The sequence below is a fragment of the Microbacterium sp. RU1D genome (assembly GCF_900156435.1).
Taxonomy (GTDB): Bacteria; Actinomycetota; Actinomycetes; order Actinomycetales; family Microbacteriaceae; genus Microbacterium.
In genome coordinates this window covers 210,737-236,396 of sequence record NZ_FTPQ01000002.1, presented here as the reverse complement: position 1 = coordinate 236,396, position 25,660 = coordinate 210,737, and the positions used below count along the sequence as shown (strand labels likewise).

Genomic DNA, 25,660 nt, shown 5'->3' with positions numbered 1-25,660 from the left:
AGGACCCCGTTAGTCTAAAGGGGTGACCTCCACGCGCCCTGCCCCCGCGCCCGGGGCCGGGGGAGTCGCTCCCGTCGCGGTCCTCTCCGCTGACGCGTTGCGCGCCAACGCCGCCCGATCGCTCTCCACGAGCGGTGGCGACGTCCTCGCCGTCGACGCTTGGGGCCACGGTGCGACGTGGGTCGCGTCGGTGCTCGCCGACCTCGGACTGGATGCCGACGCGCTCGACCCGACGGCCCTCTACGGCCTCCCCGGGGCGCGCACGCGCCCGGTGATGTCGCTGCGGGGCCGGGCTCTGGGCGCCAAGCCGCTCCTGCGCGGCGAGGGCGTGTCGTACGGGTACACGCACCGCGCCCCGCACGACACCACCGTTGCCCTCGTAACCGGGGGCTACGCGCAGGGCGTCGTCCGCTCCCTCGGCAACCACGCGTCGGTGTGGATCGACGGACGCCGCCACCGCATCGTCGGGCGCGTGGCGATGGACGTCAGCGTCGTCGACGTGGGCGACGCCCCGATCGCCCGCGGGGCCGAGGTCGTGTTCTTCGGCGACCCCGCGCTGGGTCATCCGTCGCTCGAGGAGTGGACGGATGCCACCGGCCTCACCGCCGCCGAGACCGTCGCCGCCGTCGGGGCACGCGCCGTACGGAGCGTGGTCGCGTGAGCGCGTCGTACCGCGTCGACCTCGCGGCGTTCTCGCGCAATCTGCAGCGCGTTCGTGAGGCGGTCGCCCCCGCTGCCCACATGCTCGTCGTCAAGGACGATGCCTATGCGCACGGGCTCATACCGCTCGTCGTTCACGCCTACGCGCAGGGCGTGCGCTGGTTCGGGGCCTTCGACGTCGCCACCGGAGAGGCGGTGCGATCGGCGGTCGGTCCCGAAGCGCGCATCTTCGTCTGGCTCGTCGGCGGCGCCGACGATCTCGCCGCCGGCGTCGCGGCCGACCTCGATCTCGGGATCGGCGACGAGGCCCTGCTCGACGACCTCGCCCGCCTGACCCTCGACGGCGTCGCGCGCATCCACCTCAAGATCGACACGGGTCTGCACCGCAACGGCATCCGCCCGGAGCGGTGGGCGGCGGCGCTGGAGCGCACCGCGGGGCTCGTAGCCGCGGGCCGTGGGGTGCTGGAGGGCATCTGGTCGCACATCTCCGAAGCGTCGGACGCCGACGACGACGCGGCCCGAGCGGTGTTCCTCGCCGCGCGCGAGGCGGCCCGCGCCGCGGGTCTCGACCCGCGCTTCTCGCACCTCGCGGCCAGCGCCGCCGGTTTCGCCCGCGGGGAGTTCCGCGAGGATCTCGTGCGCGTGGGGGCGTTCTCCTACGGCATCCGTCCGGCCGGGGGGCCCGGCGAGAGCGATCTGGGGATCGAGCCGATCGCCGCCCTCGTGGCGACGGTGACCGCCGTGGACGTCGCGGGGGTCCATCTCGACGTCGGCAGTCTGCACGGACTGCCCAGCACGCTCGCGGGCCGGTTCGACGTCGGCACCCCCGCAGGACCGCGTCGTGTTGAAGACGTCGGTCTCACCACGCTCGCCGTCGCCCCCTGGCCGGCGGCCTCGCCGGGTGACGAGATCGTCGTGTTCGGCCGGGGGGCGCTCCACAGCGCCACCGACCTGGCGGAACTCGTCGACACCATCGGCGAGGAGATCGCGCTGCGCGTCTCGCCGACGCTGCCGCGCCTCTACGTCGGCGGGTGACCGCGCCCGAACGCGGAACGGGCCCCGAACCGGCTCCCGGGGGAGACGGCACGAGGCCCGTTCGGACGGTGCGTCAGTCGGCGGCGTTCAGTCGCGCCGTCTCATCGTGCCACGAGGTGGCGACGCTGCGGAGCTTCTCTTCGTACTTGCGGCCGTGGTGAGCGCAGAACAGCAGTTCGCTACCGTTCACTTCGGCGGCGATGTAGGCCTGGGCGCCGCAGGAGTCGCAGCGATCCGCCGCCGTCAGGCGGTGGTCGAGAACAGACGCGTCGGGTGCGGTCGTGGTGGTCATCTCGGGTGCCCTCCTCAGGTGATCGTGGGCGAGTCCACACATATAACCACGCGGATGTTTCCCCTATGCCGCGCCTTGATCACATTTCGCTGTGCGCGTACGGTGACCCGACCCCACTGTGTGTCTGGCAGGCGATGTCGGTGGCCCCGATTACGCTGAAAACCGTGACGTCCGAGTACTCCGCCCACCACCTGCAGGTCCTCGAGGGCCTCGAAGCCGTGCGCAAGCGCCCGGGTATGTACATCGGCTCGACCGATTCCCGCGGTCTCATGCACTGCCTGTGGGAGATCATCGACAATTCCGTCGACGAAGCCCTCGCCGGTCACGGCACGCGCATCGACATCGTGTTGCACGCAGACGGCAGCGTCGAGGTGCGCGACCGCGCGCGTGGCATCCCGGTCGACGTCGAGCCGCGCACGGGTCTGACCGGTGTCGAGGTCGTCTTCACCAAGCTCCACGCGGGCGGCAAGTTCGGCGGCGGTTCGTATGCGGCGTCCGGTGGCCTGCACGGCGTGGGCGCCTCGGTCGTCAACGCCCTCTCCGAGCGCCTCGACGTCGAGGTCGACCGCTCCGGCAAGACCTACGCGATGTCGTTCCACCGTGGCGAGCCCGGTTTGTTCGCGGGCGACGGTCCCGACGCGCCGTTCACCCCCTTCGAGCGCAGCAGCGAACTCCGCGTCGTGGGCAAGGCAGCCCGGGGGGTCACCGGCACCCGCATCCGGTACTGGGCCGACCGTCAGATCTTCACGAAGGATGCCGCATTCGGCCACGACGAGCTCGTGCAGCGCGTGCGCCAGACCGCGTTCCTCGTGCCCGGACTCGAGATCGTCGTGCTCGACGACCGCGGCGAGAAGCGCATCGAGACGAGCTACCGCTTCGACGGCGGCATCTCGGAGTTCGCCGACTTCCTCGCCCCCGATGCGGGTGTGACCGACACCTGGCGCCTGAGCGGGACGGGAACGTTCACCGAGACCGTTCCCGTGCTGCAGGCGGGCGGGTCGATGATCCCCACCGAGCTGCAGCGCGAGTGCGAGGTCGACATCGCGGTGCGATGGGGGACGGGGTACGACACGACGACCCGCTCTTTCGTGAACATCATCGCCACGCCCAAGGGCGGCACGCACCAGCAGGGCTTCGAGCAGGGCCTCATGAAGGTGCTGCGCACGCAGGTCGAGCAGAACGCGCGCAAGCTCAAGGTCGGCAACGACAAGATCGAGAAGGACGACATCCTCGCCGGCCTCACCGCGGTGCTGACCGTGCGTCTGCCCGAGCCGCAGTTCGAGGGCCAGACCAAAGAGGTGCTCGGCACGCCCGCGGTGCGCCAGATCGTGGCATCCGTCGTGCAGAAAGAGCTCGCCGCACGATTCGCCTCGCCGAAGCGCGACGACAAGGCGCAGACCGCCCAGCTGCTCGAGAAGGTCGTCTCCGAGATGAAGGCGCGCATCTCCGCGCGCACGCACAAAGAAACGCAGCGCCGCAAGAACGCTCTCGAGTCGTCCTCCCTGCCGGCGAAGCTCGTGGACTGCCGCTCGAACGACGTCAACGACTCCGAGCTGTTCATCGTCGAGGGCGACTCCGCGCTCGGTACCGCCAAGCTCGCGCGTAACAGCGAGTACCAGGCGCTGCTGCCGATCCGCGGCAAGATCCTCAACACGCAGAAGGCGTCGATCAGCGACATGCTGTCCAACGCCGAGTGCGCTTCGATCATCCAGGTGATCGGCGCCGGATCCGGGCGCTCGTTCGACCTCGACGCCGCCCGCTACGGCAAGATCATCCTCATGAGCGACGCCGACGTCGACGGTGCCCACATCCGCACGCTGCTCTTGACGCTGTTCTTCCGCTACATGCGTCCGCTCGTCGAGGAGGGACGCGTGTTCGCGGCGGTCCCGCCGCTGCACCGCGTGGTCGTGATGAACCCCGGAACCAAGCCCAACGAGACCATCTACACCTACAGCGAGCAGGAGCTGCACACGCTGCTGACGAAGCTCAAGCGCTCCAACAAGCGCTGGCAGGAGCCCGTGCAGCGGTACAAGGGCCTCGGCGAGATGGATGCCGATCAGCTCGCCACGACCACGATGGACCGCGGCGGGCGCACGCTGCGCCGCGTGCGCGTGCAGGACATGGAGGCAGCGGCATCCGTGTTCGATCTGCTCATGGGCAGCGACGTCGCGCCGCGCCGCGAGTTCATCATCGACTCGAGCGACCGGCTGGCGCGGGAGCGCATCGACGTCTGACCCCGTCGCCCGCCCTTCCGCCCGGCGACGACACGCATCAGAGCCCGGCGCACGCCGCGTGAACGCCCGCGGATGCCGAGCGCGACAGCCTGCCGGCCATGCCGCTGCGCCCGGCGGGTCATCGACGTCGCGCCGCCGTCGTGCAGGGCGGGACCCCGTGGCGAAGGGCACCCCACCCGGGGACTCCCGTCAGCGAACCACGGTGCCGATCGCGCCGACGACGGCCTCGAGCGGCTGACCCGAGGCGTCGCGCTTCGCACCCGACTCCGGCAGCGCACGGACGGAGCCGTCCGCGCCCACGGCCCGGGGGTCCGTCCCGACCCAGGCGAGGGTGAGGGCGTCTTCCCCGCGGAGCAGGCGCTGCGCGCGCACCCCACCGGTGGCACGGCCCTTGGCGGGGAACTCCGTGAACGCCGACACCTTCGCCGTCCCGGCATCCGTTCCGGGAAGGGCCGCGGACGACCCGGCGACAGTGACCACGACCGCATCGAACGCCGAAGCGCCGACCACCGCGAACGCGATCACGCGCGCGCCGTCGGAGAGCCGGATGCCGCCCATCCCCCCGGCGGACCGCCCCTGCGGCCGCACGGACGAGGCCTCGAAGCGCAGCAGCTGCGCGTCACTGGCGACGAACACCAACTCGGCGTTGTCACCGGCGGGAGCTGCGCCCACGACCCGATCGCCGTCGCGCAGCGAGATGATCTCGATCTCGTCCTTCGTGCCGAGCTCGGTCGCGGCTACGCGCTTGACCACGCCCTGCGCGGTACCGAGGGCGATCGTCGGTGCATCGACGAGGGGCACGAGGGCGACGACGCTCTCGCCCTTGGCGAGGGCGAGGTACTGCTCGACCTTCGTGCCCGCGCTGAGGTGCACCGAGTTGGCCGGGACGGAGGGCAGGTCGACGGGGGAGAACCGCACGAGGCGGCCGGCCGAGGTGACGGCGCCGATGTCGCCGCGCGTGGTGGTGTCGACGGCCGAGCGGACGGCGTCGTGCTTCGACCGTCGGGTCGGAGCGACCACCCCTCCGCCCGGGGCGTCGGCCAGTAGCTCGGCGCGCACCATGCGCCCGGTGGCCGACAGGTACACCCGGCACGGGGCGTCGGCGATCTGCAGGTCGGCGGCGGCCGCGGCGCGCGCGGATCGGGGCTGAACCGGTCCACCGTTGAGCAGCAGAGTGCGGCGAGGGGTTCCGTACGCCTCGGCTGCGGCATCCAGCTCCTTCGCCACCTGCTGGCGGAGCAGGGTCTCGCTCCCGAGCAGCTCGACGAGCTGAGCGATCTCGGCGTTCAACTGGTCGCGCTCGGCCTCGAGCTCGATGCGCGAGAACTTCGTCAGGCGCCGCAGGCGCAGTTCGAGGATGTACTCGGCCTGCGGATGCGAGAGGTCGAAGACCTCCTGCAGCTTGGTGCGGGCCTGCTCTCCGTCGTCGGAGGAGCGGATGACCTGGATGACCTCGTCGATGTCGAGGATCGCGATCAGCAGCCCCTCGACGAGGTGCAGGCGTTCGCGCTTGCGCGCGAGGCGGTACTCGCTGCGACGCGTGACGACGCGGATGCGGTGGTCGATGTAGACGCGCAGCATGTCGCGCAGTCCGAGCGTCTGCGGCTGGCCGTCGACGAGAGCGACGTTGTTGATGCCGAACGAGTCCTCGAGCGGCGTCAACCGGTACAGGTGCTCGAGCACGGCTTTCGGATCGAATCCCGTCTTGATGCCGATGACCAGGCGGAGGCCATTGTTGCGGTCGGTGAGGTCGGTGACATCGGCGATGCCGGCGAGCTTCTTCGCCTGCACCGCGTCCTTGATCTTCTCGATCACCCGCTCCGGACCGACGAGGTAGGGCAGTTCGGTGATGACGATGCCGGTGCGGCGCGGCCCCAGCGACTCGATCGACGCCTTCGCTCGCGTGCGGAACGTGCCACGGCCGTTCGTGTACGCGTCCTTGATGCCGTCGAGGCCGACGATGATGCCGCCCGAGGGGAGGTCGGGACCCGGCACGAACTCCATGAGCTCCTCGACCGTGGCATCCGGGTTCTGCAGCAGGTGCGTGGCCGCGGCGACGACCTCGACGAGGTTGTGCGGCGCCATGTTGGTCGCCATCCCGACGGCGATACCCGTCGCCCCGTTCACGAGGAGGTTGGGGAAGGCCGCCGGCAGCACCTCGGGCTGCTGGAACTGCCCGTCGTAGTTCGGGATGAAGTCGACGACGTCCTCGTCGAGGTTCTCGGTGAGGGCGAGGGCCGGGGGCGCGAGGCGTGCCTCCGTGTAACGCGGCGCCGCCGGACCGTCGTCGAGAGAACCGAAGTTGCCGTGGCCGTCGACCAGGGGGACCCGCAGCGAGAAGTACTGCGCGAGACGCACGAGGGCGTCGTAGATGGGCGCGTCGCCGTGCGGGTGCAGCTTTCCCATCACCTCGCCGACCACGCGCGCGCTCTTGACGTGTCCGCGGTCGGGGCGCAGGCCCATCTCGGCCATCTGGTAGAGGATGCGCCGCTGCACGGGCTTCAGCCCGTCGCGGGCGTCGGGCAGCGCACGGGAGTAGATGACCGAGTAGGCGTACTCGAGGAACGACCCCTGCATCTCGGTCGAGACATCGACGTCTTCGATGCGCTCGGTCACGGGCGAGCCGGTCGCGGCGGAGGAGGAACGGGAAACGGGCATATCAACGGCCTCGGGTCGGGCGGGCGTCCGGTCGGGACGGGGTCGGGAGCCGTGTGGAAGACTTGCTCCGATGTCTCTCAGCCTACCGGCGGACCCGCCGCGCTCCCGGAGCCTCACCGGTGTGGTGGAGCAGTCGATCGCCGCCCTGACGGGTTCTTCGGACTGGTTCGCACCCGCGCAGAGCGCGATCGTCTTCCTCGTCGACGGGCTCGGGGCCCACAACCTGGCCGCCCGTCGCGGTCATGCGCGCTTCCTCGGCGCCGTGGGCGGCCGTCGCGATGTCGCCCGCACCGTGTTCCCGTCGACGACGGCGGCGGCCCTCACGAGCCTGCTCACGGGCACCGCCCCCGGCGCCCACGGCATCGTCGGCTACCGCGCGCGCATCCCCGGGACCGATCTCGCGCCCGATCAGCTGCACGGGTGGGAGACCGACGGGCTCGACCCGCACAGGTGGCAGCGCCGCACGCCGCTCTTCGAGACGCACGCCGCATCCGGCCGTGACGCCTTCGTCGTCTCGCGGGCGAGCTACACCGGCACCGGATTCACCGAAGCGACGCTCCGAGGCGCGGAGTTCTTCCCCTCCGACGACCTCGACGAACGCGTGCGCCTGGCGGCCGATCTGGCCGCGCGGCATCCGGGGTCCATCACATATCTCTACGCGCCCGAGCTGGACACCGCCGGGCACCGCGACGGGTGGGAGTCCGACCGCTGGACCGACGCCCTCGAACGGGTGGATGCCGCCGCCCGGCGTCTCGCCGAGACCATCGGACCCCGCACGGGTGTGGTCGTCACGGCCGATCACGGCATGGTCGACGTGCCGGCGCACAAGCACGTCCTGCTGCGCGACGGCGATCCCCTCCTCGATGACGTCGCCCTCATCGGCGGTGAACCGCGCATGCTCCACCTCTACGCGCACGAGGGACGGGCGGATGCCATGGCCTCGCGCTGGAAGAACGACGAAGCCGCGCGGGCGTGGGTGCTGACGCGCGACGAGGCCGTCGCAGCTGGGCTCTTCGGACCGGTGGACGACGAAGTCCGGGACCGCATCGGCGATGTGGTGGTCGCCGCACGCGGACGCTTCGCCTACTACGACGACCGCGAGCCCGACAAACGTCCGCAGCGCATGGTGGGCCAGCACGGTTCGCTCACCGATGAGGAGCGCACGGTGCCCCTGCTTCGCCTCGGCGCCTTCTCCTGACTCCAGCCGGCGCACTGGCCGGCAGAACCCCGCCCGATCGCACGGCGCCGCTGTACGCGGGTATGCCGGCGCGCCTCGACGGCCGACCCGTGGCATCCCGTATCCGACCGGGCGCCTCAGCTTTCGTCGGTGCGCGCTCCGAACACGATCTCGTCCCACGAGGGCATCGACGGACGGCCCTTGGCGCGACGGGCGGTGTCGGGCTGAGGACGTTCCGGCTCGACCGCGTCATCGCTTTTGTCGTCGACGTACCCGGGCTCGACGGCGTCGAACAGCGCGACCGGCGTGGTCGCCGGACGCGGCTCGGGCTCGGCCTCGGTCATTCCGGGCAGGGGCTCCCGCTGTCCTCGTCGGCGACGTAGCGCCTCGAGCAGGTCGGCGGTCTCGGACGACGCCACCGGGGCGTCGGGCGCACGCTTGATCGCGGCGGCCTGCACGGCCGGCGCCACCGGGCCGGTCGCTTCGACGCCGGGTTCGTCGTCGATGTCGAGCCGGCGGGGACCGAACGCTCCGCTGTCGAAGCGGGAGTCGTCCTTGGGCACGTTGTCGAGGGCACGCAGGCGGGGGATGAGCCCCTCCGGGAGGGATCCCTGGCGAGAGAGCTGGATCGCGTCGGCGTTCTGCGGCGACAGGCTGCTGCGCCGCGGCTCGAAGCCCCAGCGCGCATCGTGCTCGATGCCGTTCGCGGTGAACTCCAGCTTCACCATCCAGCCCGAGCCTTCCTTCCAGCTCGTCCACCGCTCGGCGGAGGCCCCGGCCTCGGCGAGCTTCGCGCGGACGGCGGCTCCGAAGGTGATGGGGGCGTCGTGCTCCAGCGTGCCGCCGAGCAGCACGGGCACCGCGAGAGCTTGGGCGACCACGTGTTCGCGCTCCGCGAGAACAGGCCCCTCGAAACGCTCCACGTCTTCGACGCGGGCGTTCAACAGGGTCGCGACCTCGCGCGCCGAGAGCCCTGCCCGGATGTGGGCCTGGATCTCCCGGGGGCTGGGGCGCGGCGCGCGGTCGTCGTCTTCACGGTCCCGGCGCGCGCGGCGCGCCTCGGCGCGCAGCACCTCGTCGAGCGCGAGGGCGAAGCGTTCGCCCGATTGCGTCGCGACGACGAGGACGTCATCTTCGGTTCCGATGACTTTGAGCTGTTCCATGCGAAACACCCCTCCGATCTGCGGTCAGCGCCCATGCTGACATGCACCCCGCCCGGTTCCGGGAATATCCGGGGCGCGCCGCGAGTTTCCCGTCTCGCCCGACACGCACGCACGCTCGAGAGCATTTGCTTATCGCAGACGTGTCATGCAAACTATGGCCGCCCGATCGGGCACCCGATGGGGCACAGCACCACGAAAACCGGAAGTAGAGACCTGCACGCATGGCAACGGATTACGACGCACCGCGCAAGACCGAGGACGACAGCGAGTCGATCGAGGCCCTCAAGGAGCGCGTGCCCGACAAGGCGTCGGGGTCGATCGACAACGAGGATGCCGACAACCCCTCGGGCTTCGAACTGCCCGGCGCCGACCTCTCCGACATCGAACTCGATGTCGTCGTCCTGCCTGCTCAGGAGGACGAGTTCACCTGCATGAACTGCTTCCTCGTGAAGCACCGCTCCCAGATCGCGGAGGAGAGCGGCCCCGGCTTCATCTGCCTGGAGTGCGCAGCCTGACCTGAGCGCGCTGGATCGCCGCGACGAGGCGATCCGGCGTGCGGGTGGACACCACCCACGACGGGGTCGGGTCGTCGGGATCCGTCACCGGAACCGTGACGATGCCGTCGATCCCGCCCCGGATCACGTGCCAGGCCCGATGGTCGAGACCACTCCCACGGGCCGTACGGGCCTCCTCGGCGACGACGCCGACAGGAGCACCCAGGTACTCCACGGGGATATGTGCCCGGCCGGCGCGCAGCTCTCCGTCGCGGACCTCGACGACGGGCGAGATCGCGAGCAGCCCCGCCACGATCGCCACCGAGACGACGAGCCCGATGAACAGCGCCAACGTCGTGTCGAGCGGAGAGAAGACGACGGCCGCCATCGGACCGCATACGGCCGCGGCGACGAGCGCCCACAGCGACGGGCTCAGACGCTCTCGATACTCGGCTGCGGTGCGGATGCCGCACCCCCTCTTCTGCATTACCCTCGTGGGGTGACCGAAACGGTGGACGTCCCAATTGTCGCATCCGAGCCCCCGGTCTTCGCCCACCCCGGCGACGCCGGCGCCGACCTGACCGCCGCCGAGGCGGTCCGCCTCGAACCCGGCCGCCGTGCGCTCGTGGGCACCGGCGTGCGCATCGCGCTGCCCGAGGGCTTCGCCGCGTTCGTCGTGCCGCGCAGCGGTCTCGCCGCGAAGCACGGCATCACCATCGTCAACGCGCCCGGCACGATCGACGCGGGCTACCGCGGCGAGATCAAGGTCGCGCTGCTGAACACCGACTTCGACGAGGCGTACGACATCGCGGTCGGAGACCGCATCGCCCAGCTCATCGTGATGCCCGTCCCGCCCGTGCGCTTCGTCCTCGTCGACGAACTCCCCGACAGCGTGCGCGGCGATGGCGGTTTCGGATCGAGCGGATACCAGAGCCTGCAAGGGAGCACCCGATGACCGACGCGCCTGAACCCACCCCCACCCCAGCACCCGAGGATCCCGGCACCGAACTGGCGCCCCCCGCGAAGAGCGCCCCGGTCGACCGCGACAGCGCGGGGCCCTTCGACGAGTCGGAGGCCAACCCCGTCCGGCCCTACATCGACCTCGGCGGCATAAAGATCCTCCCGCGCGAGGGCTTGAACCTGCGCCTCGAGGTCGAGGAGCAGACCAAGCGCATCGTCGCCGTCGGGCTCGACTACGCCGACTCGACCCTGCAGGTGCAGCCCTTCGCGGCTCCGCGCACGAGCGGGCTGTGGGAGGAGACGCGCGAGCAGATCCGTCAGCAGGTGAAGCAGCAGGGCGGTCGCGTGGAGGAACGCGAGGGCCCTCTCGGACCCGAACTCCTCGCCGAGGTTCCGGTCGCCGGCGGTCCCGACGGGACGAACAAGCGCCTCGCGCGCTTCGTCGGCGTCGACGGTCCGCGGTGGTTCCTCCGTGGAGTGGTCGGGGGAGCGGCGACGAGCGACGTCGAAGCCGCGGCCGCCGTCGAAGACCTCTTCCGCTCGATCGTCGTCGTGCGGGGCTCGTCTCCCATGCCGCCCCGCGACCTCATCCCGCTCCGGATGCCGTCGACCCCCGGCACCGCATGAGCGACGAGTCCGCCCGCCCAGCGTCCGACGCCGACCGCGTCCCGCTGGAGCCGCCGTCCGCGGCCGACAGCGTGGGTGCGGCCCTCGGAAACGCCGCGCGTCGGGCCGGCCTCGACCCGGCGGCGCACGGCAGCACGGGAGCCGCGGTGTGGTCCGCGATGGGCGGGTGGCGCGGCATCCTGGAATCGGTGCTGCCCTCGCTGGCGTTCGTCGTGCTCTTCACGGTCACGATCGACCCCGAGACGCGCCAGGGCAACCTGTGGCTGAGCCTCGGCGTGTCGGTCGGACTCGCCGTGGTGTTCACCCTCGCCCGTCTCGTCGCGAAGTCGCCGCCGAGCGCCGCGATCGGCGGTCTGCTGGCCACGGTCGGAGCCGCCGTCCTGGCCCTCGTCACCGGGCGCGGCCAGGACAACTTCGTGCTGGGCTTCTTCACCAACGGGGCGTACGGCACCGCGTTCCTCGTGTCCGCGCTCGTCGGGTGGCCGCTCATCGGCCTCGCTGCGGGGTACATCCTGGGCGAGGGCACGCGTTGGCGGGCCGACCGCCGCAAGAAGCGCGCCTACACATGGCTCTCGGTCGCGTGGGCGGCCCTCTTCGCCGCACGTCTCGTGGTGCAGCTCCCGCTGTACTTCGCGGGCGACGTCACAGCGCTGGGCACGCTGAAGATCGTCATGGGCCTGCCGCTGTTCGCCCCGATGCTCGCCGTCACCTGGCTCGTGGTGCGATCTCTCTCCCCACGCCGAGAGTCCTGATATTATCTTGACATCAAGATAAATCCGTCCCCCCGATCGGTTAGGTCGACCTTCCTGGAATCGGCCGTGCAGCGCGGGGAAGATGGAGAAATGCGGGCCGACGCCTGCGCATTCGCCGACGAAGGAGACGATCGTGTCCACGGTTGACAGCTTCGGTGCAAAGAGCACCCTGACGGTCGGCAGCACCGACTACGAGATCTTCCGGATCGACACGGTCGCCGGTCACGAGAAGCTCCCCTTCAGCCTGAAGGTGCTGCTGGAGAACCTGCTCCGCACGGAGGACGGTGCCAATGTCACCAAGGAGCAGATCGAGGCGCTCGGCTCGTGGGTGCCCACGGCCGACCCCGACACCGAGATCCAGTTCACCCCGGCTCGCGTGGTGATGCAGGACTTCACCGGCGTGCCGTGCATCGTCGACCTCGCCACCATGCGCGAGGCCGTCACCGCGCTCGGCGGCGACCCGAACAAGATCAACCCGCTCTCGCCCGCCGAGATGGTCATCGACCACTCGGTCATCGCCGATCTGTTCGGCAGTGAGAACGCCCTCGAGCGCAACGTCGAGATCGAGTACGAACGCAACGGCGAGCGGTACCAGTTCCTGCGCTGGGGCCAGACGGCGTTCGACGACTTCAAGGTCGTCCCCCCGGGAACGGGCATCGTCCACCAGGTCAACATCGAGCACCTGGCCAAGGTCATCTACGACCGATCGGTCGACGGCGTGCTCCGCGCCTACCCCGACACCTGCGTCGGCACCGACTCGCACACCACGATGGTCAACGGCCTCGGCGTGCTGGGTTGGGGCGTCGGCGGCATCGAGGCCGAGGCGGCCATGCTCGGCCAGCCCGTGTCGATGCTCATCCCGCGCGTCGTCGGCTTCAAGCTGAGCGGCGAGATCCCCGCGGGCGTCACCGCGACCGACGTCGTCCTCACGATCACCGACATGCTGCGCCAGCACGGCGTCGTCGGCAAGTTCGTCGAGTTCTACGGCGAGGGCGTCGCCTCGGTGCCGCTGGCCAACCGCGCCACCATCGGCAACATGAGCCCGGAGTTCGGCTCGACCGCGGCGATGTTCCCCATCGACGACGTCACTCTCGACTACCTGCGCCTCACCGGTCGCGACGAGCAGACCGTCGCCCTCGTCGAGGCGTACGCCAAGGAGCAGAAGCTCTGGCACGACGCCGACCGCGAGCTCGTGTTCAGCGAGTACATGGAGCTCGACCTCGGAACCGTCGTCCCCTCGATCGCCGGCCCGAAGCGCCCCCAGGACCGCATCCTGCTGTCCGAGGCCAAGAACCAGTTCGAGAAGGACATCCTCAACTACGCCGGCACGTCGGTCTCGGACTCGATCGTCGACCTCGAGGTCGACGGCACGTTCCCGGCATCCGACCCGGGCTCGGTTCCCGGGGAGGAGCACGAGGAGGTCACCGAGAGCGAGGTGCTCATCTCGTCGGGCCACCCCGCGAACGCGTCGAACCCCGTCAAGGTCACCACGCCCGACGGCCAGTCGTACCTGCTCGACAACGGCGCGGTCACCCTCGCCGCCATCACCTCGTGCACGAACACGTCGAACCCCTCGGTCATGATCGCGGCGGGCCTGCTCGCCAAGAACGCCGTCGACAAGGGCCTGAAGCGCAAGCCGTGGGTCAAGACGACGCTCGGACCCGGCTCGAAGGTCGTCACCGACTACTACGAGAAGTCCGGTCTCGACAAGGCTCTCGAGGGCCTCGACTTCTACACCGTCGGCTACGGCTGCACGATCTGCATCGGCAACTCGGGCCCCCTCATCGAGGAGGTCTCCGAGGCGATCAACGAGAACGACCTCGCCGTCACGGCCGTCCTCTCGGGCAACCGCAACTTCGAGGGCCGCATCAGCCCCGACGTGAAGATGAACTACCTGGCGTCCCCGCCGCTGGTGGTGGCCTACGCCCTCGCCGGGTCGATGAACTTCGACTTCGAGACCGACGCCCTCGGCAAGGACCAGAACGGCGACGACGTCTTCCTGAAGGACATCTGGCCCGCTCCCGACCAGGTGCAGACCATCATCGACGCGTCGATCTCGCGCGAGCAGTTCATCCAGCAGTACGCCACCGTCTTCGAGGGTGACGAGCGCTGGAAGAACCTGCCCACGCCCACCGGTCCCGTCTTCGAGTGGGATGCTGACTCCACCTACGTGCGCAAGGCCCCCTACTTCGACGGCATGTCGATGGAGCCCTCGCCGGTCACCGACATCACCGGTGCGCGCGTCATGGCGACCCTCGGCGACTCGGTCACGACCGACCACATCAGCCCGGCCGGCAACATCAAGGCGGGCACGCCCGCCGCGCAGTACCTGACCGAGCACGGCGTCGCGCAGAAGGACTTCAACTCCTACGGCTCGCGCCGCGGCAACCACGAGGTCATGATCCGCGGGACGTTCGCCAACATCCGCCTGAAGAACGAGCTCACGGCGGCCGTCAACGACGGCCAGGTCGTCGAGGGTGGCTTCACCCGCGACTTCACGCAGCCCGGCGGGCCGCAGTCGTTCATCTACGACGCGAGCCAGAACTACCAGTCTCAGGGCACACCGCTGGTGATCTTCGGCGGCAAGGAATACGGCTCCGGCTCGTCTCGTGACTGGGCGGCCAAGGGCACGAACCTGCTCGGTGTGAAGGCCGTCATCACGGAGAGCTTCGAGCGCATCCACCGCTCGAACCTCATCGGCATGGGCGTCGTCCCGCTGCAGTTCCCCGCCGGCGAGAGCTGGAAGTCGCTGGGCCTCGACGGCACCGAGATCGTCTCGATCGAGGGCATCGAGCAGCTCAACGAGGGCGTCACCCCGAAGACCGTGAAGGTCACCGCCGAGCCGAGCGAGTTCTCGCCCGAGGGCAAGCAGACCATCACGTTCGACGCCGTGGTCCGCATCGACACCCCCGGTGAGGCCGACTACTACCGCAACGGCGGCATCCTGCAGTACGTGCTGCGCTCGCTCGTCTGAGCGATGGACGTCCGGTGCCCCGGGAGCCTCGTGCTCCCGGGGCACCTTCGTTCCCCCTCCGGTACAGTTGGCTCATGACGATCTGCCAACGCCAGCCCCATCCGGGGCCGGCGACCGACGAGGGGACACCTCTGTGCGCAGATCATTCGCCAACGCCGTCTTCCGCCTGACGGGTCACCGTCTCTGCTGCGGCCGGATCCCGGAGTGGACCGCCCACGTGGGCCAGCCGTGGCGGCCCATCGACGAGGCTCCGCTCAATCTGTACAACGTCATCTGGCGTGTCCAGAACGTGCTGGCGGGATGGATGGACTGAGCCCGAGGGCGGCACCGCGATCCCTGTGGTGCCGCCTTCCGACGCCCACCGACTGCGTGAGTCCGGACACTACCGGAGCACGATGGGCAAGCCGTTGCCGGGCCCGCGAGGCCCCCGGAGACTAGAATCGACAGACGCGCAGACCCCTGCGCGCCCCGCACGAGAGGAGTCACATGGCTCTCCTACCCGGCATCCACGGCCCCCGTGACCTCGACCGTCTGCGCCCTGACGAGCTGCGTCAGCTGGCCTCCGAGGTGAGGGCCTTCCTCGTCGAGAACGTCGCCCGCACCGGTGGGCACCTCGGTCCGAACCTGGGCGTCGTCGAGTTGACGATCGCGCTGCATAAGGTCTTCGACTCGCCGGCCGACCCCATCATCTTCGACACCGGTCATCAGTCGTACGTGCACAAGATGCTGACCGGCCGCCAGGACTTCGAGAAGCTCCGCTCGCGCGGGGGACTCGCCGGCTACCCCCAGCGGTCCGAGAGCGAGCACGATGTCGTGGAGTCCTCGCACGCGTCGAGTTCCCTGAGCTGGGCCGACGGCGTCTCGCGAGCCTTCAGCCGCACAGGACGCCGCGATCGTCACGTCGTCGCCGTCGTCGGCGACGGCGCCCTCACCGGCGGGATGACGTGGGAGGCGCTCAACAACATCAGCGACGACAACGACCGCAACCTCGTCATCGTCGTCAATGACAACGGCCGTTCCTACGCGCCCACCATCGGCGGGATGGCGCGCTACCTCAATCGCGTGCGCACGAACGAGGCCTATCGCACGCTGCATCGCGGCTCCGACACGCTCTTCCGCCGACTCGGCCCCGCCGCTCGCGCGGTCTACCGCGGTGTCCGCGGCGGCACCCACGGGTTCCTCTCTCGCTTCACCAACAACGAGGCGCTGTACAGCAACCTCGACATCAAGTACCTCGGGCCGATCGACGGCCACGACTTCGAGTCGCTCATCGAGACGCTCGAGCTCGCCAAGTCCTACGGTGCCCCCGTCATCGTCCACGCGATCACCGACAAGGGCAGCGGCTACGCGCCGGCCATGAGCGATGAGGCCGATCAGTTCCACGCCGTGGGCAAGATCGACCCGATCACCGGTGAGGCACTCGGATCGGGCGGGGGTCTGCAGTGGACCGACGTGTTCGCCGAGGAGCTCGTGAAGGTCGGCGCCGAGCGCGACGACGTCATCGCCATGACGGCGGCCATGCTGCGCCCGACAGGCCTGCAGCAGTTCGCCGAGCGCTTCCCCGAGCGCGTCTACGACGTCGGCATCGCCGAGCAGCACGCAGTGGCATCCGCCGCCGGTCTCGCCTTCGGCGGCCTGCACCCCGTCGTCGCGATCTACGCCACCTTCATGAACCGCGCGTTCGACCAGGTCATGATGGACGTCGCGCTGCACAAGGCCGGTGTGACCTTCGTGCTCGATCGCGCCGGCGTCACCGGACCCGACGGGCCGAGCCACCACGGCATCTGGGACCTGGCGATGCTGCAGCTCGTGCCCGGCATCCGGATCGCCGCTCCGCGCGATGCGGCTCGTCTGCGCGAGGTCTTCCGCGAAGCCACGGCCGTCGAAGACGCGCCCACGGTCGTCCGCTACCCCAAGGGCAAGGTCAACGACGACGTCGAGGCGATCGAACGCCTGCGCGACGGTGTCGACGTGCTCAGCCGCGGCTCCAGCGACGATGTGCTCCTCGTGGGGATCGGCCCCATGGTGCACCTCGCGATGGAGGTCGCGGACCGGCTGAAGGCGCAGGGCATCGGTGCGACCGTCATCGACCCGCGCTGGGCCATCCCCGTGCAGCCGTCGATCGTCGACCTCGCGCGCGAGCACCGTCTCGTCATCACCATCGAAGACGGCATCCGCGTCGGCGGCGTGGGCACCCGCGTGCGTCAGGTCCTGCGCGAGGCCGGAGTCGACACGGCGGTCGACGAGCTCGGCATCCCCGACGAGTTCATCGATCACGCGACCCGCGAGCAGATCCTCGAGGATGCCGGCCTCACGGCGTCCAAGATCGCCCACGACGTGGTGGCCCAGGTGCTCGGCACCCGTGTGCCCATGGCCCGCCAGACGCCCACCGGCTCGATCCCCACGATCGAGGAGTGGGAGAAGTCGCGATAGCGACGCGCTGACGAAGGGGCCGGGATGCCGTCATCCCGGCCCCTTCGTCGCGCCGGGGCGCCTACCGCAACGCACGCCGGGAGGGGACCACGCCACCCCGCACGCCCCTGTCACCGAGCGATCTCCTGTCCTGGAGCGCCGCCCCGCACCGCCGTCATGCTTCGGGGGGAAGCGGCGGCGCTCGACCCGGCCCGGCCCCCGCGGGAGCGACGACGGCGTCGCCCCCGCAGGGACGACGCCGTCGTGAGTGAGGGCCCTCAGGCTCCGATGCCGCGGATGGGCGGGTGGTGGAACGTGTCGCCGAAGGCGCGCTCCGACGCCCCCTCGCGATCGAGGTAGGGCGAGGCCCCGCCGTCGATGAAGGGCCAGCCGGCACCGAGGATGAGGCACAGGTCGATGTCCTGCACCTCGGGCACCACGCCCTCGTCGAGCATGATCTTGATCTCCTGCGCGAGGCCGTCCTGCACGCGAGCGAGGATCGTCTCCGGCGCGACCGGGGTCTTGCCGGTGACGAGCACCTTCTGCGCGGCCTTGGTCCAGCCGGTCACGCGACCGCCCTTGTCCTTCTCGACGACCGCGGGCAGGGCCGCGAGCTCGTGGAAGTTCTCCGACGAGAAGAAACGGTCGGGGAAGGCGTGCGCCATCGTGTCCTGCACGTGCGCGGCGACCTTCCAGCCGACCAGGTCGATCAGCTGAAACGGACCCATCGGAAGGCCGAGGGGCGCGAACGCCTTCTCCACCGTTGCGATGGGTGTGCCTTCGTACACAGCCCGCGCGGCCTCGCCCATGACCTTCGCCAGAAGGCGGTTCACGACGAAACCGGGTGCGTCGGCGGTGAGCACCGCGTTCTTGCCCAGGCCCTTCGCGACCACGAAGGCGGTGGACAGCGCCGCGTCGCTCGTGGCATCCGTCTTCACGACCTCGATGAGCGGCATGACCGCGACCGGGTTGAAGAAGTGGAAGCCCACGAGACGCTCGGGGTTCTGCAGCACCGAACCGATCTCGGCGACCGAGAGCGACGAGGTGTTGGTGGCGAGGATCGCATCCTCGGAGACGATCTTCTCGATCGCGGAGAACACCTCCTGCTTCACGCCGACCTCCTCGAACACGGCCTCGATGACGAAGTCGCAGTCCGCGAACTCCGAGCGGTCGGTCGTGCCGTGCACGAGGGCGCGCAGCTGGTTCGCGGTGTCACCGTCCAGCCGCCCCTTGGCCTCGAGCTTCCCGATCTCCTCGCGAATGGATGCCACGCCCTTGTGGACACGTCCCTGGTCGAGGTCGGTGATGATCACGGGGACGCGCAGCTTGCGCACGAACAACAGCGCGAACTGGGAGGCCATGAGCCCGGCGCCGATGACGCCGACCTTGGTCACCTTCTTCGCCAGCGCCTTGTCCGGGGCGCCCACCGGACGCTTCGCGCGCTTCTGAACGAGGTCGAAGGCGTACATGGATGCCGCGAACTGGTCGCCCGTGATGAGGTCGGCCAGCGCCTCGTCCTCGCGCGCGAACCCCTCGGCCTTCGTGCCGCTGCGGGCCTTGTCGAGCAGATCGAGCGCGACGTAGGGGGAGCGGGGCACAGTGCCGATCTTGGACTCGAGCATGCCGCGGGCCATCTTGATCGCGATGGGCCACTTGGTCAGGCGTTCGAGCTTGCCCGGCTCGTTCTTGCGCTCGACCTTGATGCGGCCGGTGAGCACGCCGTCGGCCCAGCGCAGCGAGTCCTCGAGGTACGAGGCCGCCGGGAAGATGGCGTCCATGATGCCGAGGTCGAAGGCCTGCTTCGGCTTCAGCATGCGGTTCTGCTTCAGCGGGTTCGAGACGACGACCTCGAGCGCGTTCTCGATGCCGATGAGGTTCGGGAGCAGGTAGGCGCCGCCCCAGCCGGGGATGATGCCGAGGAACACCTCGGGCAGCGCGACGGCCGCAGCCGACGCATCGACCGTGCGGTACGTCGAGTTCAGGGCGATCTCGAGACCGCCGCCGAGCGCGAGGCCGTTGACGAACGCGAACGAGGGCACGCCGAGCTCCGACAGCGAGCCGATGACCTGGTGCCCGCGTTGCGCGATGAGGCGGGCGACCTCCTTCGACGGCAGCTTGGCGACGTCGGAGAGGTCGGCCCCGGCGGCGAGGATGTACTGCTTTCCGGTGATGGCGACCGCGTGGATCTCGCCCTTCGCGGCCCGCTCCTTCAGCGCTTCGAGCGTGCGCCCGAGTTCGGCGAGCGTCGCCGGCCCGAGGGTGTTCGGGCGCGTGTGATCGCGCCCGTTGTCGAGCGTGACGAGCGCGAGCACGTTGCCCGAGGGCAGGCGCACGTCGCGGACGGGGGAGTGGGTGACCACCTCGTCGCCGGTGAGGGCGTCGAGGGGCGAGAAGTCGATACCGGCGTAGGCGCGGAGGATGTCGTCGGTCACTTGCGCTTCTTCTTTCCGTCGAAGAACGGGTTCTCCCAGATGACCGAGCCGCCCTGTCCGAGGCCCACGCACATGGCGGTGAGGCCGTAACGCACGTCGGGGCGCTCGGCGAACTGCGCCGCGAGCTGAATCATGAGACGCACTCCGGATGCCGCGAGCGGGTGGCCGACGGCGATGGCGCCGCCCCAGGGGTTCACGCGAGGGTCATCGTCGGCGATGCCGAAGTGATCCAGCAGCGAGATCACCTGGATGGCGAACGCCTCGTTCAGCTCGAACAGGCCGATGTCGTCGATCGTGAGACCGGCCTTCTTCAGGGCCTTCTCGGTCGAGGGGATCGGGCCGATGCCCATGATCTCGGGCTCGACACCCGCGAACGCGAACGACACCATGCGCATCTTGGGCGCGAGGCCGAACTCCTTCACGGCATCGGCTCCGGCGAGCAGGCTGATGGTCGCGCCGTCCGTGAGGGGCGACGAGGTTCCGGCCGTGACGCGCCCGTGGGGGCGGAACGGCGTCTTGAGCGTCGCGAGACCCTCCACGGTCGTCTCGGGACGGCGCCCCTCGTCCTCGGTGGCCAGGCCCCAGGCGCCATCGGCATCCTTCACCGCCACCGGCACGAGGTCGGGCTGGATCTTGCCGGCCTCGTACGCGGCCTGCACCTTGTGCTGGCTGGCCGCACCGAACCGGTCCGCGCGCTCCTTGGTCAGGTGGGGGAACCGATCGTGGATGCGCTCCGCCGTGACGCCCATGTTCAGCGCCCCCGGGTCGACGAGCTTCTCGGCCACGAAGCGGGGGTTGGGATCGACGTTGCCGCCGATGGGGTGACGCCCCATGTGCTCGACGCCGCCGGCGAGGGCGAGGTCGTACATGCCGACGCCGATCGAGGCGCCCATGGTGGTCACGCTCGTCATGGCGCCCGCGCACATCCGCTCGATCGCGAGGCCCGGCACGGTCATCGGCAGACCCGCGAGGATCGCCGCCGTGCGGCCCAGGGTGAGTCCCTGATCACCGGTCTGCGACGTCGCGGCGATCGCCACGTCGTCGATCCGGTCCTTCGGCACGTCGCCGTTGCGCTCCATCAACCCGATGATCGCCTTGACGACCAGGTCGTCGGCGCGGGTGTTCCAGTACATGCCCTTCTCGCCGGCGCGCCCGAAGGGGGTGCGCATTCCGTCGACGAAGAAGACGTCCGTCATCTCGGCCACTCTGCCTCCATAGTTTGGGATGACCCCAGCCTAGGAAGTCGGTCCGACCGCGGAGAATCGGTTGTCCGAACCTACGAATCCACGCCGGGGGCGTCGTCGACGGGGTTGAGGGAAGCTACAAAGCTATCGACGATCACCTGTGCAGTCTGGTCAATCTGCCACGGGCGGGCGCCGAGTTCCGTCAGGGCCGCACTCACGTTCTCGACCGTGAGGTCCGCGGGCGGTGCCCACGACAGACGTCGCAGCGTCTCGGGCGTCAATAGGTTCTCGGTCGGCATCCGCAACTCCTCCGCCCGGGCCTCGACCGCGGGACGCGCGGCCTTCAGGCGACGGTCGGCCTCGGGGTTGCGATCCGCCCAGGCGCGCGGCGGCGGCAGGGTGTCGCTCGGCACCCGGTCGGGCGGCAGGTCGGTGCTCGCGCGCCCCTCGACGATGGCGTTCCACCACCGGTCGAGCTGGGTGCGGCTGGCGCGGCCGTTGAACTCTTTGATCGCCGCGAGCGCCTGCTTGCTCGAGGGGTCGGCGAGCACGGCCGCGACCAGCGCGCGGTCGGGCACGAGCCGCCCGGGGGCGATGTCCTGCTCGCGGGCGTAGTCCTCGCGCGCCTGCCAGAGAGCGCGGGCGACCGCCAGCGAGCGACGGCCCCGCACCGTGTGCAGACCGCTCAGGCGGCGCCACGGGTCTTCCCGCGCGGGCTTGGGCTGCCGGTCGAGAACCGCCTGGAACTCCTGCCGCGCGAACTCCGTCTTCCCCTGCTCCTCGAGTTCCGCCACGAGCACGTCGCGCACGTCGATGAGGTGCTCGACGTCGAGCGCGGCGTATTCGAGCCAGGATGCCGGCAGCGGACGCGTCGACCAGTCGGCCGCCGAGTGGGCCTTGGCGAGGGTGATGCCGAGGGTCTGCTCCACCACGGCCCCCAGGCCCACCCGCTCGTGCCCGAGCAGGCGCGAGCCGAGTTCGGTGTCGAAGATCACCGGCGGCTCGAGGCCGCGCTCGCGCAGCGACGGAAGGTCTTGGCTTGCCGCGTGGAACACCCACTCCGCGTCGCCGATGGCCGTCTGCAGCGGCGAAAAGTCGCCGATGGTCGTGGGGTCGAAGAGGAACACCCCCGCCTCCCGCCGGAAGACCTGGATGAGGTAGGCACGCTGCGAGTAGCGGAACCCCGACGCGCGCTCGACGTCGACCGCGACCGGCCCCGTCCCGGCGGCCAGCGCCACGCACGCGGAGTGGAACCCCGCGGCATCCTCGATGACGATGTACTCAACCACGCGTGGGCCTCCGGGCTCCGAACACGGCAACGCCCTCCGACCCCGGGGGGAGGCCGGCGAGCATGCACACGAGCTCCGCCCACGCCTCGAGGTGCGGGCGGAAGGGACCGCGCGGCGACCATGACGCGCGAAGTTCGATCTGCGACCCCTCGCCCTGGGCGGCGAGAGCGCCGAACCCGGTCGAGAGGGTCTTGGTGGCGGTGCCCGACTCCGAATGGCGGTCCGCCCCGCGCGAGTCGAGCGCATCGATGAGCCACGACCAGGCGACCTCGGCCAGCAGCGGGTCGACGCCGATCTCGGGCTCGAGGGGGGCCTGGGCGAAGCAGACGATGCGCCACGCCCCACCCCAGGGCTCGGGCTCCTCGGGGTCGTGCAACAGGATGAAGCGGCCCGTGCCGAAGGGCGAGTCAGTGGCGTGCTCTTCGGGGCGCACATCGCCGGCCAGGGCGAGCGAGAAAGGTGCCAGTCCCGCGGGGGAGGGGATCTCCCGCACCACGAGGTCGTCGCGGAACGTCGTCGCGCGCACCTCCTCGGCGGCACGCGCGAACGGTCCGGCGGCCTCCGCCGGGCGATGGTCACTCACGGCAGCAGACTAGAGTGAGGCCTCGATGAACGCTCCCAGGCGCGCCGCGGGTCCCCGCGCATCGCGGCGCCGCATCACCGGTTTCCGCGTCGCCCTCTCCTCCCTGGGCGTCGCTCTGGCCGCCTCCGCGGGTGCCCTGGGCGCCGTGTCCCTGCGGGTCGCCCGCACCGTGGTGCGCCCGGCCGGCCGCCTGCCGGACACGGGCATCCTGCGCCTGGACGCCGCGGCGCAGACCATCACCCTCGCGCGCACGCCCGACACCGCCCTCCCCGGCCGATACGGACTCTTCACGGTCGGGTCAGTCCCGTACCTGCGCCTGGGCGCCATCGTCGGCAGCGACGAGACCAGCGTCACCCGGAAGCTGCTGACCCATGTCGCCGCCGACGGCGATCTCGCTGCGGAAGCCGCGTTCAGCGGCTGGTACTTCGACCAGCCGGAGCAGCTGCACCTGCCCTTCCGCGACGTCGACATCGAGACCGGGGTGGGCACGTGTCCCGCCTGGGAGTTCGCCGCCGCCGACCCCACCGACGTCTGGGTCGTGCAGGTGCACGGCCGCGGCACCACCCGCGCCGAGACCCTGCGCGCCGTGCCCGTCTTCCACGCCCTCGGCATCACGAGCCTCGTCGTGTCGTACCGCAACGACGGCGACGCCCCCAACAGCCCCTCGGGCACCTACGCGCTCGGCGCGACGGAGTGGCGCGACCTGGATGCCGCGATCGGCTACGCGCGACGCCACGGCGCCCGCCGCGTCATCCTCATGGGCTGGTCCATGGGCGGGGCGCTCGCCCTGCAGGCGGCGCTCGAATCGCCGCACGCCGACGTGATCGCCGGTCTCGTCCTCGACTCGCCCGTCGTGGACTGGCGGACGGTGCTCTCCTTCCAGGGCCGCGCGATGCGACTGCCCGAGCCCGTGATCGCGCTCGCGCAGCGCACGATCGGATCGGGCTGGGGAGCCGCGGTCCTCGGGACGGGAGAGCCCATCCCGCTCGACCGCCTCGACGTCGTCGCCCGCGCTCGGAGCTTGCGGCATCCCGTGCTCATCCTCCACAGCGACGACGACGGCTTCGTCCCCTCCGACGCCTCTCACGCCCTCGCCGCGGCTCGACCCGACCTCGTCACGATGGAGACCTTCACCACCGCCCGCCACACCAAGCTGTGGAACTACGACGAGACACGGTGGTCCGACGCCATCGGGTCGTGGCTACGCGAGCGGGGCCTCACCCGCGAGAGGTGATCCCGGATGCCGAGCACCCGGCGACACCGGCGAGATCCGCTGCGGCCGACCTCGCGGGATCAGGCGGTGCGCTTGGCGCGCACCTGACGCTTCGCCCGCATGAGCATGCCGGTCATACCGGCGATGCGAAGGGGGCTCACCGCGCGGGTGAGCCCGATGCTCTGCGGGAAGTCGTCGGGGACGGCGAGCATCTCCTCGGCGCTGAGTCCGGTCAAGCCCTGGGAGAGGATGCTGGCGAAGCCGCGGGTGGTCGGAGCCTCGGCCGGCGCGGTCGCGTGCATCGCGACACGGTCGTCGTCATCGACCGTCACGATGATGAACACCGGCGACTGGCACTCCGCCACGCGCTCCGCCAGCTCGGGGTGACCGGCGTACTCCGCCGGCACGTCGGGGAGCTCCTGCGAGAACTCGAGCAGCAGCTGCAGGCGATCGGGCTCGTCGAGCTCGAGGAACTCGTCGCGGATCTCGGCGAGGCGGGCGGGGAGGGCGTTGTCGGACATCTCCGTCATCCTCCCACGCCCACCGCGCCCGGGCTCAGCGCCCCGGGACCTCGCCCGGCTCGGACCCCGAGACGATCGGCACGCGCACGGCGCTGCCCCACTCGGTCCACGAGCCGTCGTAGTTGCGCACGTCGTCGAAACCCAGCAGGTGCTTCAGCACGAACCAGGTGTGGCTCGAGCGCTCGCCGATGCGGCAGTACGCGACGATCTTGTCGCCGTCGGCCAGTCCCGCACCCTCGCGGTAGATGGCATCCAGCTCGGCACGCGACTTGAAGCCGCCGTCCTCGGCGACGGCCTTGCCCCACGGCACGCTCTGCGCGCTCGGGATGTGCCCGGCGCGCAGCGCGCCCTCCTCGGGGTAGGCGGGCGCCGTCGTGCGCTCGCCGGAGTACTCCTCGGGGGAGCGCACGTCGATCAGGGGGTTGCCGAGGTGGGCGAGCACGTCCTCCTTATAGGCACGCAGGACCGAATCGTCGCGCTCGACCACCGGGTAGTCGGTGGGCTCGACGACCGTCTTGTCGGTGGTCAGGGGGCGCCCCTCGGCGATCCACTTGTCGCGGCCCCCGTCGAGCAGGCGCACGTCCTCGTGACCGAAGAGGGAGAACACCCACAGTGCGTAGGCCGCCCACCAGTTGTTCTTGTCGCCGTAGATCACGACGGTGTCCTCGCGCGAGATGCCCTTGGCGCTCAGGAGCTTCGCGAAGCCTTCGCCGTCGACGTAGTCGCGCACCACCGGATCGTTGAGCTCCGTGTGCCAGTCGACCTTCACGGCGCCGGGGATGTGGCCGGTCTCGTACAGCAGCACGTCTTCGTCGGACTCCACGACGACCAGTCCGGGCGTCCCGAGACGTTCCTGCAGCCACTCGCCCGTGACGAGCCGTCCGGGCTCGGAGTACTCGGCGAACTTGGGGGAGGTGGTGTCGATCTCGACGGTCACGGAGAACTCCTCTGTCAGAACGGCGGTCAGGCGGCGGTCACCGCGGCGTGAACGGCGGCATAG

General features: G+C 70.3%; 22 protein-coding genes. 12 read left to right on the top strand and 10 right to left on the bottom strand.

What is annotated here, in order from left to right; translation table 11 throughout:
• The first annotated feature begins 22 nt into the window (after nt 1–22).
• Entirely contained in the window at nt 23–661 is a 639-nt protein-coding gene (locus tag B0B15_RS09820; RefSeq protein WP_076675607.1) for an alanine racemase C-terminal domain-containing protein, read from the top strand.
• On the top strand, nt 658–1,695 hold the full coding sequence (locus B0B15_RS09815; protein WP_076675605.1) for an alanine racemase: 1,038 nt from the start codon (nt 658–660) through the stop codon (nt 1,693–1,695). The genes B0B15_RS09820 and B0B15_RS09815 overlap by 4 nt, the downstream gene beginning before the upstream one ends.
• Before the next feature lie 73 nt (nt 1,696–1,768).
• Here B0B15_RS09815 and B0B15_RS09810 read toward each other — a convergent pair whose 3' ends face one another.
• Nucleotides 1,769–1,987, bottom strand: a complete 219-nt coding sequence (locus B0B15_RS09810; protein WP_076675603.1) for a DUF7455 domain-containing protein — start codon at nt 1,985–1,987, stop codon at nt 1,769–1,771.
• Nucleotides 1,988–2,121: 134 nt separating this feature from the next.
• Here B0B15_RS09810 and B0B15_RS09805 point away from each other — a divergent pair, with 134 nt between their 5' ends.
• Nucleotides 2,122–4,221: a DNA gyrase/topoisomerase IV subunit B gene (locus B0B15_RS09805; protein WP_076675601.1), complete on the top strand. Its 2,100-nt coding sequence runs from the start codon at nt 2,122–2,124 to the stop codon at nt 4,219–4,221.
• A 189-nt stretch (nt 4,222–4,410) separates the two neighbouring features.
• Here the strand turns inward: B0B15_RS09805 and B0B15_RS09800 are convergent, their stop codons facing one another.
• Nucleotides 4,411–6,879 (bottom strand): DNA gyrase/topoisomerase IV subunit A, encoded by a 2,469-nt coding sequence (locus B0B15_RS09800; RefSeq protein WP_076675599.1) that lies wholly within the window; start codon nt 6,877–6,879, stop codon nt 4,411–4,413.
• A gap of 70 nt (nt 6,880–6,949) precedes the next feature.
• Here B0B15_RS09800 and B0B15_RS09795 point away from each other — a divergent pair, with 70 nt between their 5' ends.
• Nucleotides 6,950–8,077 (top strand): alkaline phosphatase family protein, encoded by a 1,128-nt coding sequence (locus tag B0B15_RS09795; RefSeq protein ID WP_076675598.1) that lies wholly within the window; start codon nt 6,950–6,952, stop codon nt 8,075–8,077.
• A 116-nt stretch (nt 8,078–8,193) separates the two neighbouring features.
• On the opposite strand, the gene sepH is transcribed toward B0B15_RS09795, so the two are convergent.
• Nucleotides 8,194–9,219: a septation protein SepH gene (sepH, locus tag B0B15_RS09790; protein WP_076675596.1), complete on the bottom strand. Its 1,026-nt coding sequence runs from the start codon at nt 9,217–9,219 to the stop codon at nt 8,194–8,196.
• A gap of 221 nt (nt 9,220–9,440) precedes the next feature.
• Between sepH and B0B15_RS09785 the strand changes: the two genes are divergently transcribed.
• Nucleotides 9,441–9,734: a DUF4193 domain-containing protein gene (locus B0B15_RS09785; RefSeq protein WP_055837222.1), complete on the top strand. Its 294-nt coding sequence runs from the start codon at nt 9,441–9,443 to the stop codon at nt 9,732–9,734.
• On the opposite strand, the gene B0B15_RS09780 is transcribed toward B0B15_RS09785, so the two are convergent.
• Entirely contained in the window at nt 9,709–10,200 is a 492-nt protein-coding gene (locus B0B15_RS09780; protein ID WP_076675594.1) for a DUF3093 domain-containing protein, read from the bottom strand. The genes B0B15_RS09785 and B0B15_RS09780 overlap by 26 nt on opposite strands.
• 12 nt (nt 10,201–10,212) lie before the next feature.
• On the opposite strand from B0B15_RS09780, the gene dut reads away from it, so the two are divergent.
• From dut to dxs, 6 genes are all read left to right on the top strand, one after another.
• Nucleotides 10,213–10,668 carry a dUTP diphosphatase gene (gene dut / locus B0B15_RS09775; protein ID WP_076675593.1) on the top strand — a complete coding sequence of 152 codons (456 nt, stop codon included), beginning with the start codon at nt 10,213–10,215 and terminating at the stop codon, nt 10,666–10,668.
• Complete coding sequence (locus tag B0B15_RS09770) at nt 10,665–11,300, top strand: DUF3710 domain-containing protein (protein WP_076675591.1); 636 nt, start codon at nt 10,665–10,667, stop codon at nt 11,298–11,300. Before dut ends, B0B15_RS09770 begins: the two co-directional genes overlap by 4 nt.
• The gene (locus tag B0B15_RS09765; protein WP_076675590.1) at nt 11,297–12,052 is read left to right on the top strand and encodes a DUF3159 domain-containing protein; all 756 of its coding nucleotides are present in this window, start codon (nt 11,297–11,299) and stop codon (nt 12,050–12,052) included. Before B0B15_RS09770 ends, B0B15_RS09765 begins: the two co-directional genes overlap by 4 nt.
• Nucleotides 12,053–12,185: 133 nt before the next feature.
• The gene (acnA, locus tag B0B15_RS09760) at nt 12,186–15,026 is read left to right on the top strand and encodes an aconitate hydratase AcnA (protein ID WP_076675588.1); all 2,841 of its coding nucleotides are present in this window, start codon (nt 12,186–12,188) and stop codon (nt 15,024–15,026) included.
• Nucleotides 15,027–15,159: 133 nt separating this feature from the next.
• The gene (locus B0B15_RS09755; RefSeq protein ID WP_076675587.1) at nt 15,160–15,339 is read left to right on the top strand and encodes a hypothetical protein; all 180 of its coding nucleotides are present in this window, start codon (nt 15,160–15,162) and stop codon (nt 15,337–15,339) included.
• 173 nt (nt 15,340–15,512) lie between these two features.
• Nucleotides 15,513–17,459 (top strand): 1-deoxy-D-xylulose-5-phosphate synthase, encoded by a 1,947-nt coding sequence (dxs, locus tag B0B15_RS09750; protein ID WP_076675585.1) that lies wholly within the window; start codon nt 15,513–15,515, stop codon nt 17,457–17,459.
• A 257-nt stretch (nt 17,460–17,716) separates the two neighbouring features.
• On the opposite strand, the gene B0B15_RS09745 is transcribed toward dxs, so the two are convergent.
• From B0B15_RS09745 to B0B15_RS09730, 4 genes are all read right to left on the bottom strand, one after another.
• Nucleotides 17,717–19,870: a 3-hydroxyacyl-CoA dehydrogenase NAD-binding domain-containing protein gene (locus B0B15_RS09745; protein ID WP_256334272.1), complete on the bottom strand. Its 2,154-nt coding sequence runs from the start codon at nt 19,868–19,870 to the stop codon at nt 17,717–17,719.
• Nucleotides 19,867–21,075: a thiolase family protein gene (locus B0B15_RS09740; protein WP_076675584.1), complete on the bottom strand. Its 1,209-nt coding sequence runs from the start codon at nt 21,073–21,075 to the stop codon at nt 19,867–19,869. The genes B0B15_RS09745 and B0B15_RS09740 overlap by 4 nt, the downstream gene beginning before the upstream one ends.
• A gap of 71 nt (nt 21,076–21,146) precedes the next feature.
• A complete protein-coding gene (locus B0B15_RS09735) occupies nt 21,147–22,343 on the bottom strand; it encodes a ribonuclease D (protein ID WP_076675582.1) in 1,197 nt (398 codons plus the stop codon).
• Nucleotides 22,336–22,926 carry a DUF3000 domain-containing protein gene (locus B0B15_RS09730; RefSeq protein WP_076675580.1) on the bottom strand — a complete coding sequence of 197 codons (591 nt, stop codon included), beginning with the start codon at nt 22,924–22,926 and terminating at the stop codon, nt 22,336–22,338. The genes B0B15_RS09735 and B0B15_RS09730 overlap by 8 nt, the downstream gene beginning before the upstream one ends.
• Before the next feature lie 25 nt (nt 22,927–22,951).
• Here B0B15_RS09730 and B0B15_RS09725 point away from each other — a divergent pair, with 25 nt between their 5' ends.
• Nucleotides 22,952–24,160 (top strand): alpha/beta hydrolase family protein, encoded by a 1,209-nt coding sequence (locus B0B15_RS09725; RefSeq protein ID WP_076675578.1) that lies wholly within the window; start codon nt 22,952–22,954, stop codon nt 24,158–24,160.
• 59 nt (nt 24,161–24,219) lie between these two features.
• Here B0B15_RS09725 and B0B15_RS09720 read toward each other — a convergent pair whose 3' ends face one another.
• Together B0B15_RS09720 and B0B15_RS09715 are read right to left on the bottom strand one after the other, a co-directional pair.
• Nucleotides 24,220–24,660: a SufE family protein gene (locus B0B15_RS09720; RefSeq protein ID WP_091366450.1), complete on the bottom strand. Its 441-nt coding sequence runs from the start codon at nt 24,658–24,660 to the stop codon at nt 24,220–24,222.
• Nucleotides 24,661–24,694: 34 nt separating this feature from the next.
• Nucleotides 24,695–25,597: a sulfurtransferase gene (locus B0B15_RS09715; protein ID WP_076675574.1), complete on the bottom strand. Its 903-nt coding sequence runs from the start codon at nt 25,595–25,597 to the stop codon at nt 24,695–24,697.
• Nucleotides 25,598–25,660: the final 63 nt, after the last annotated feature.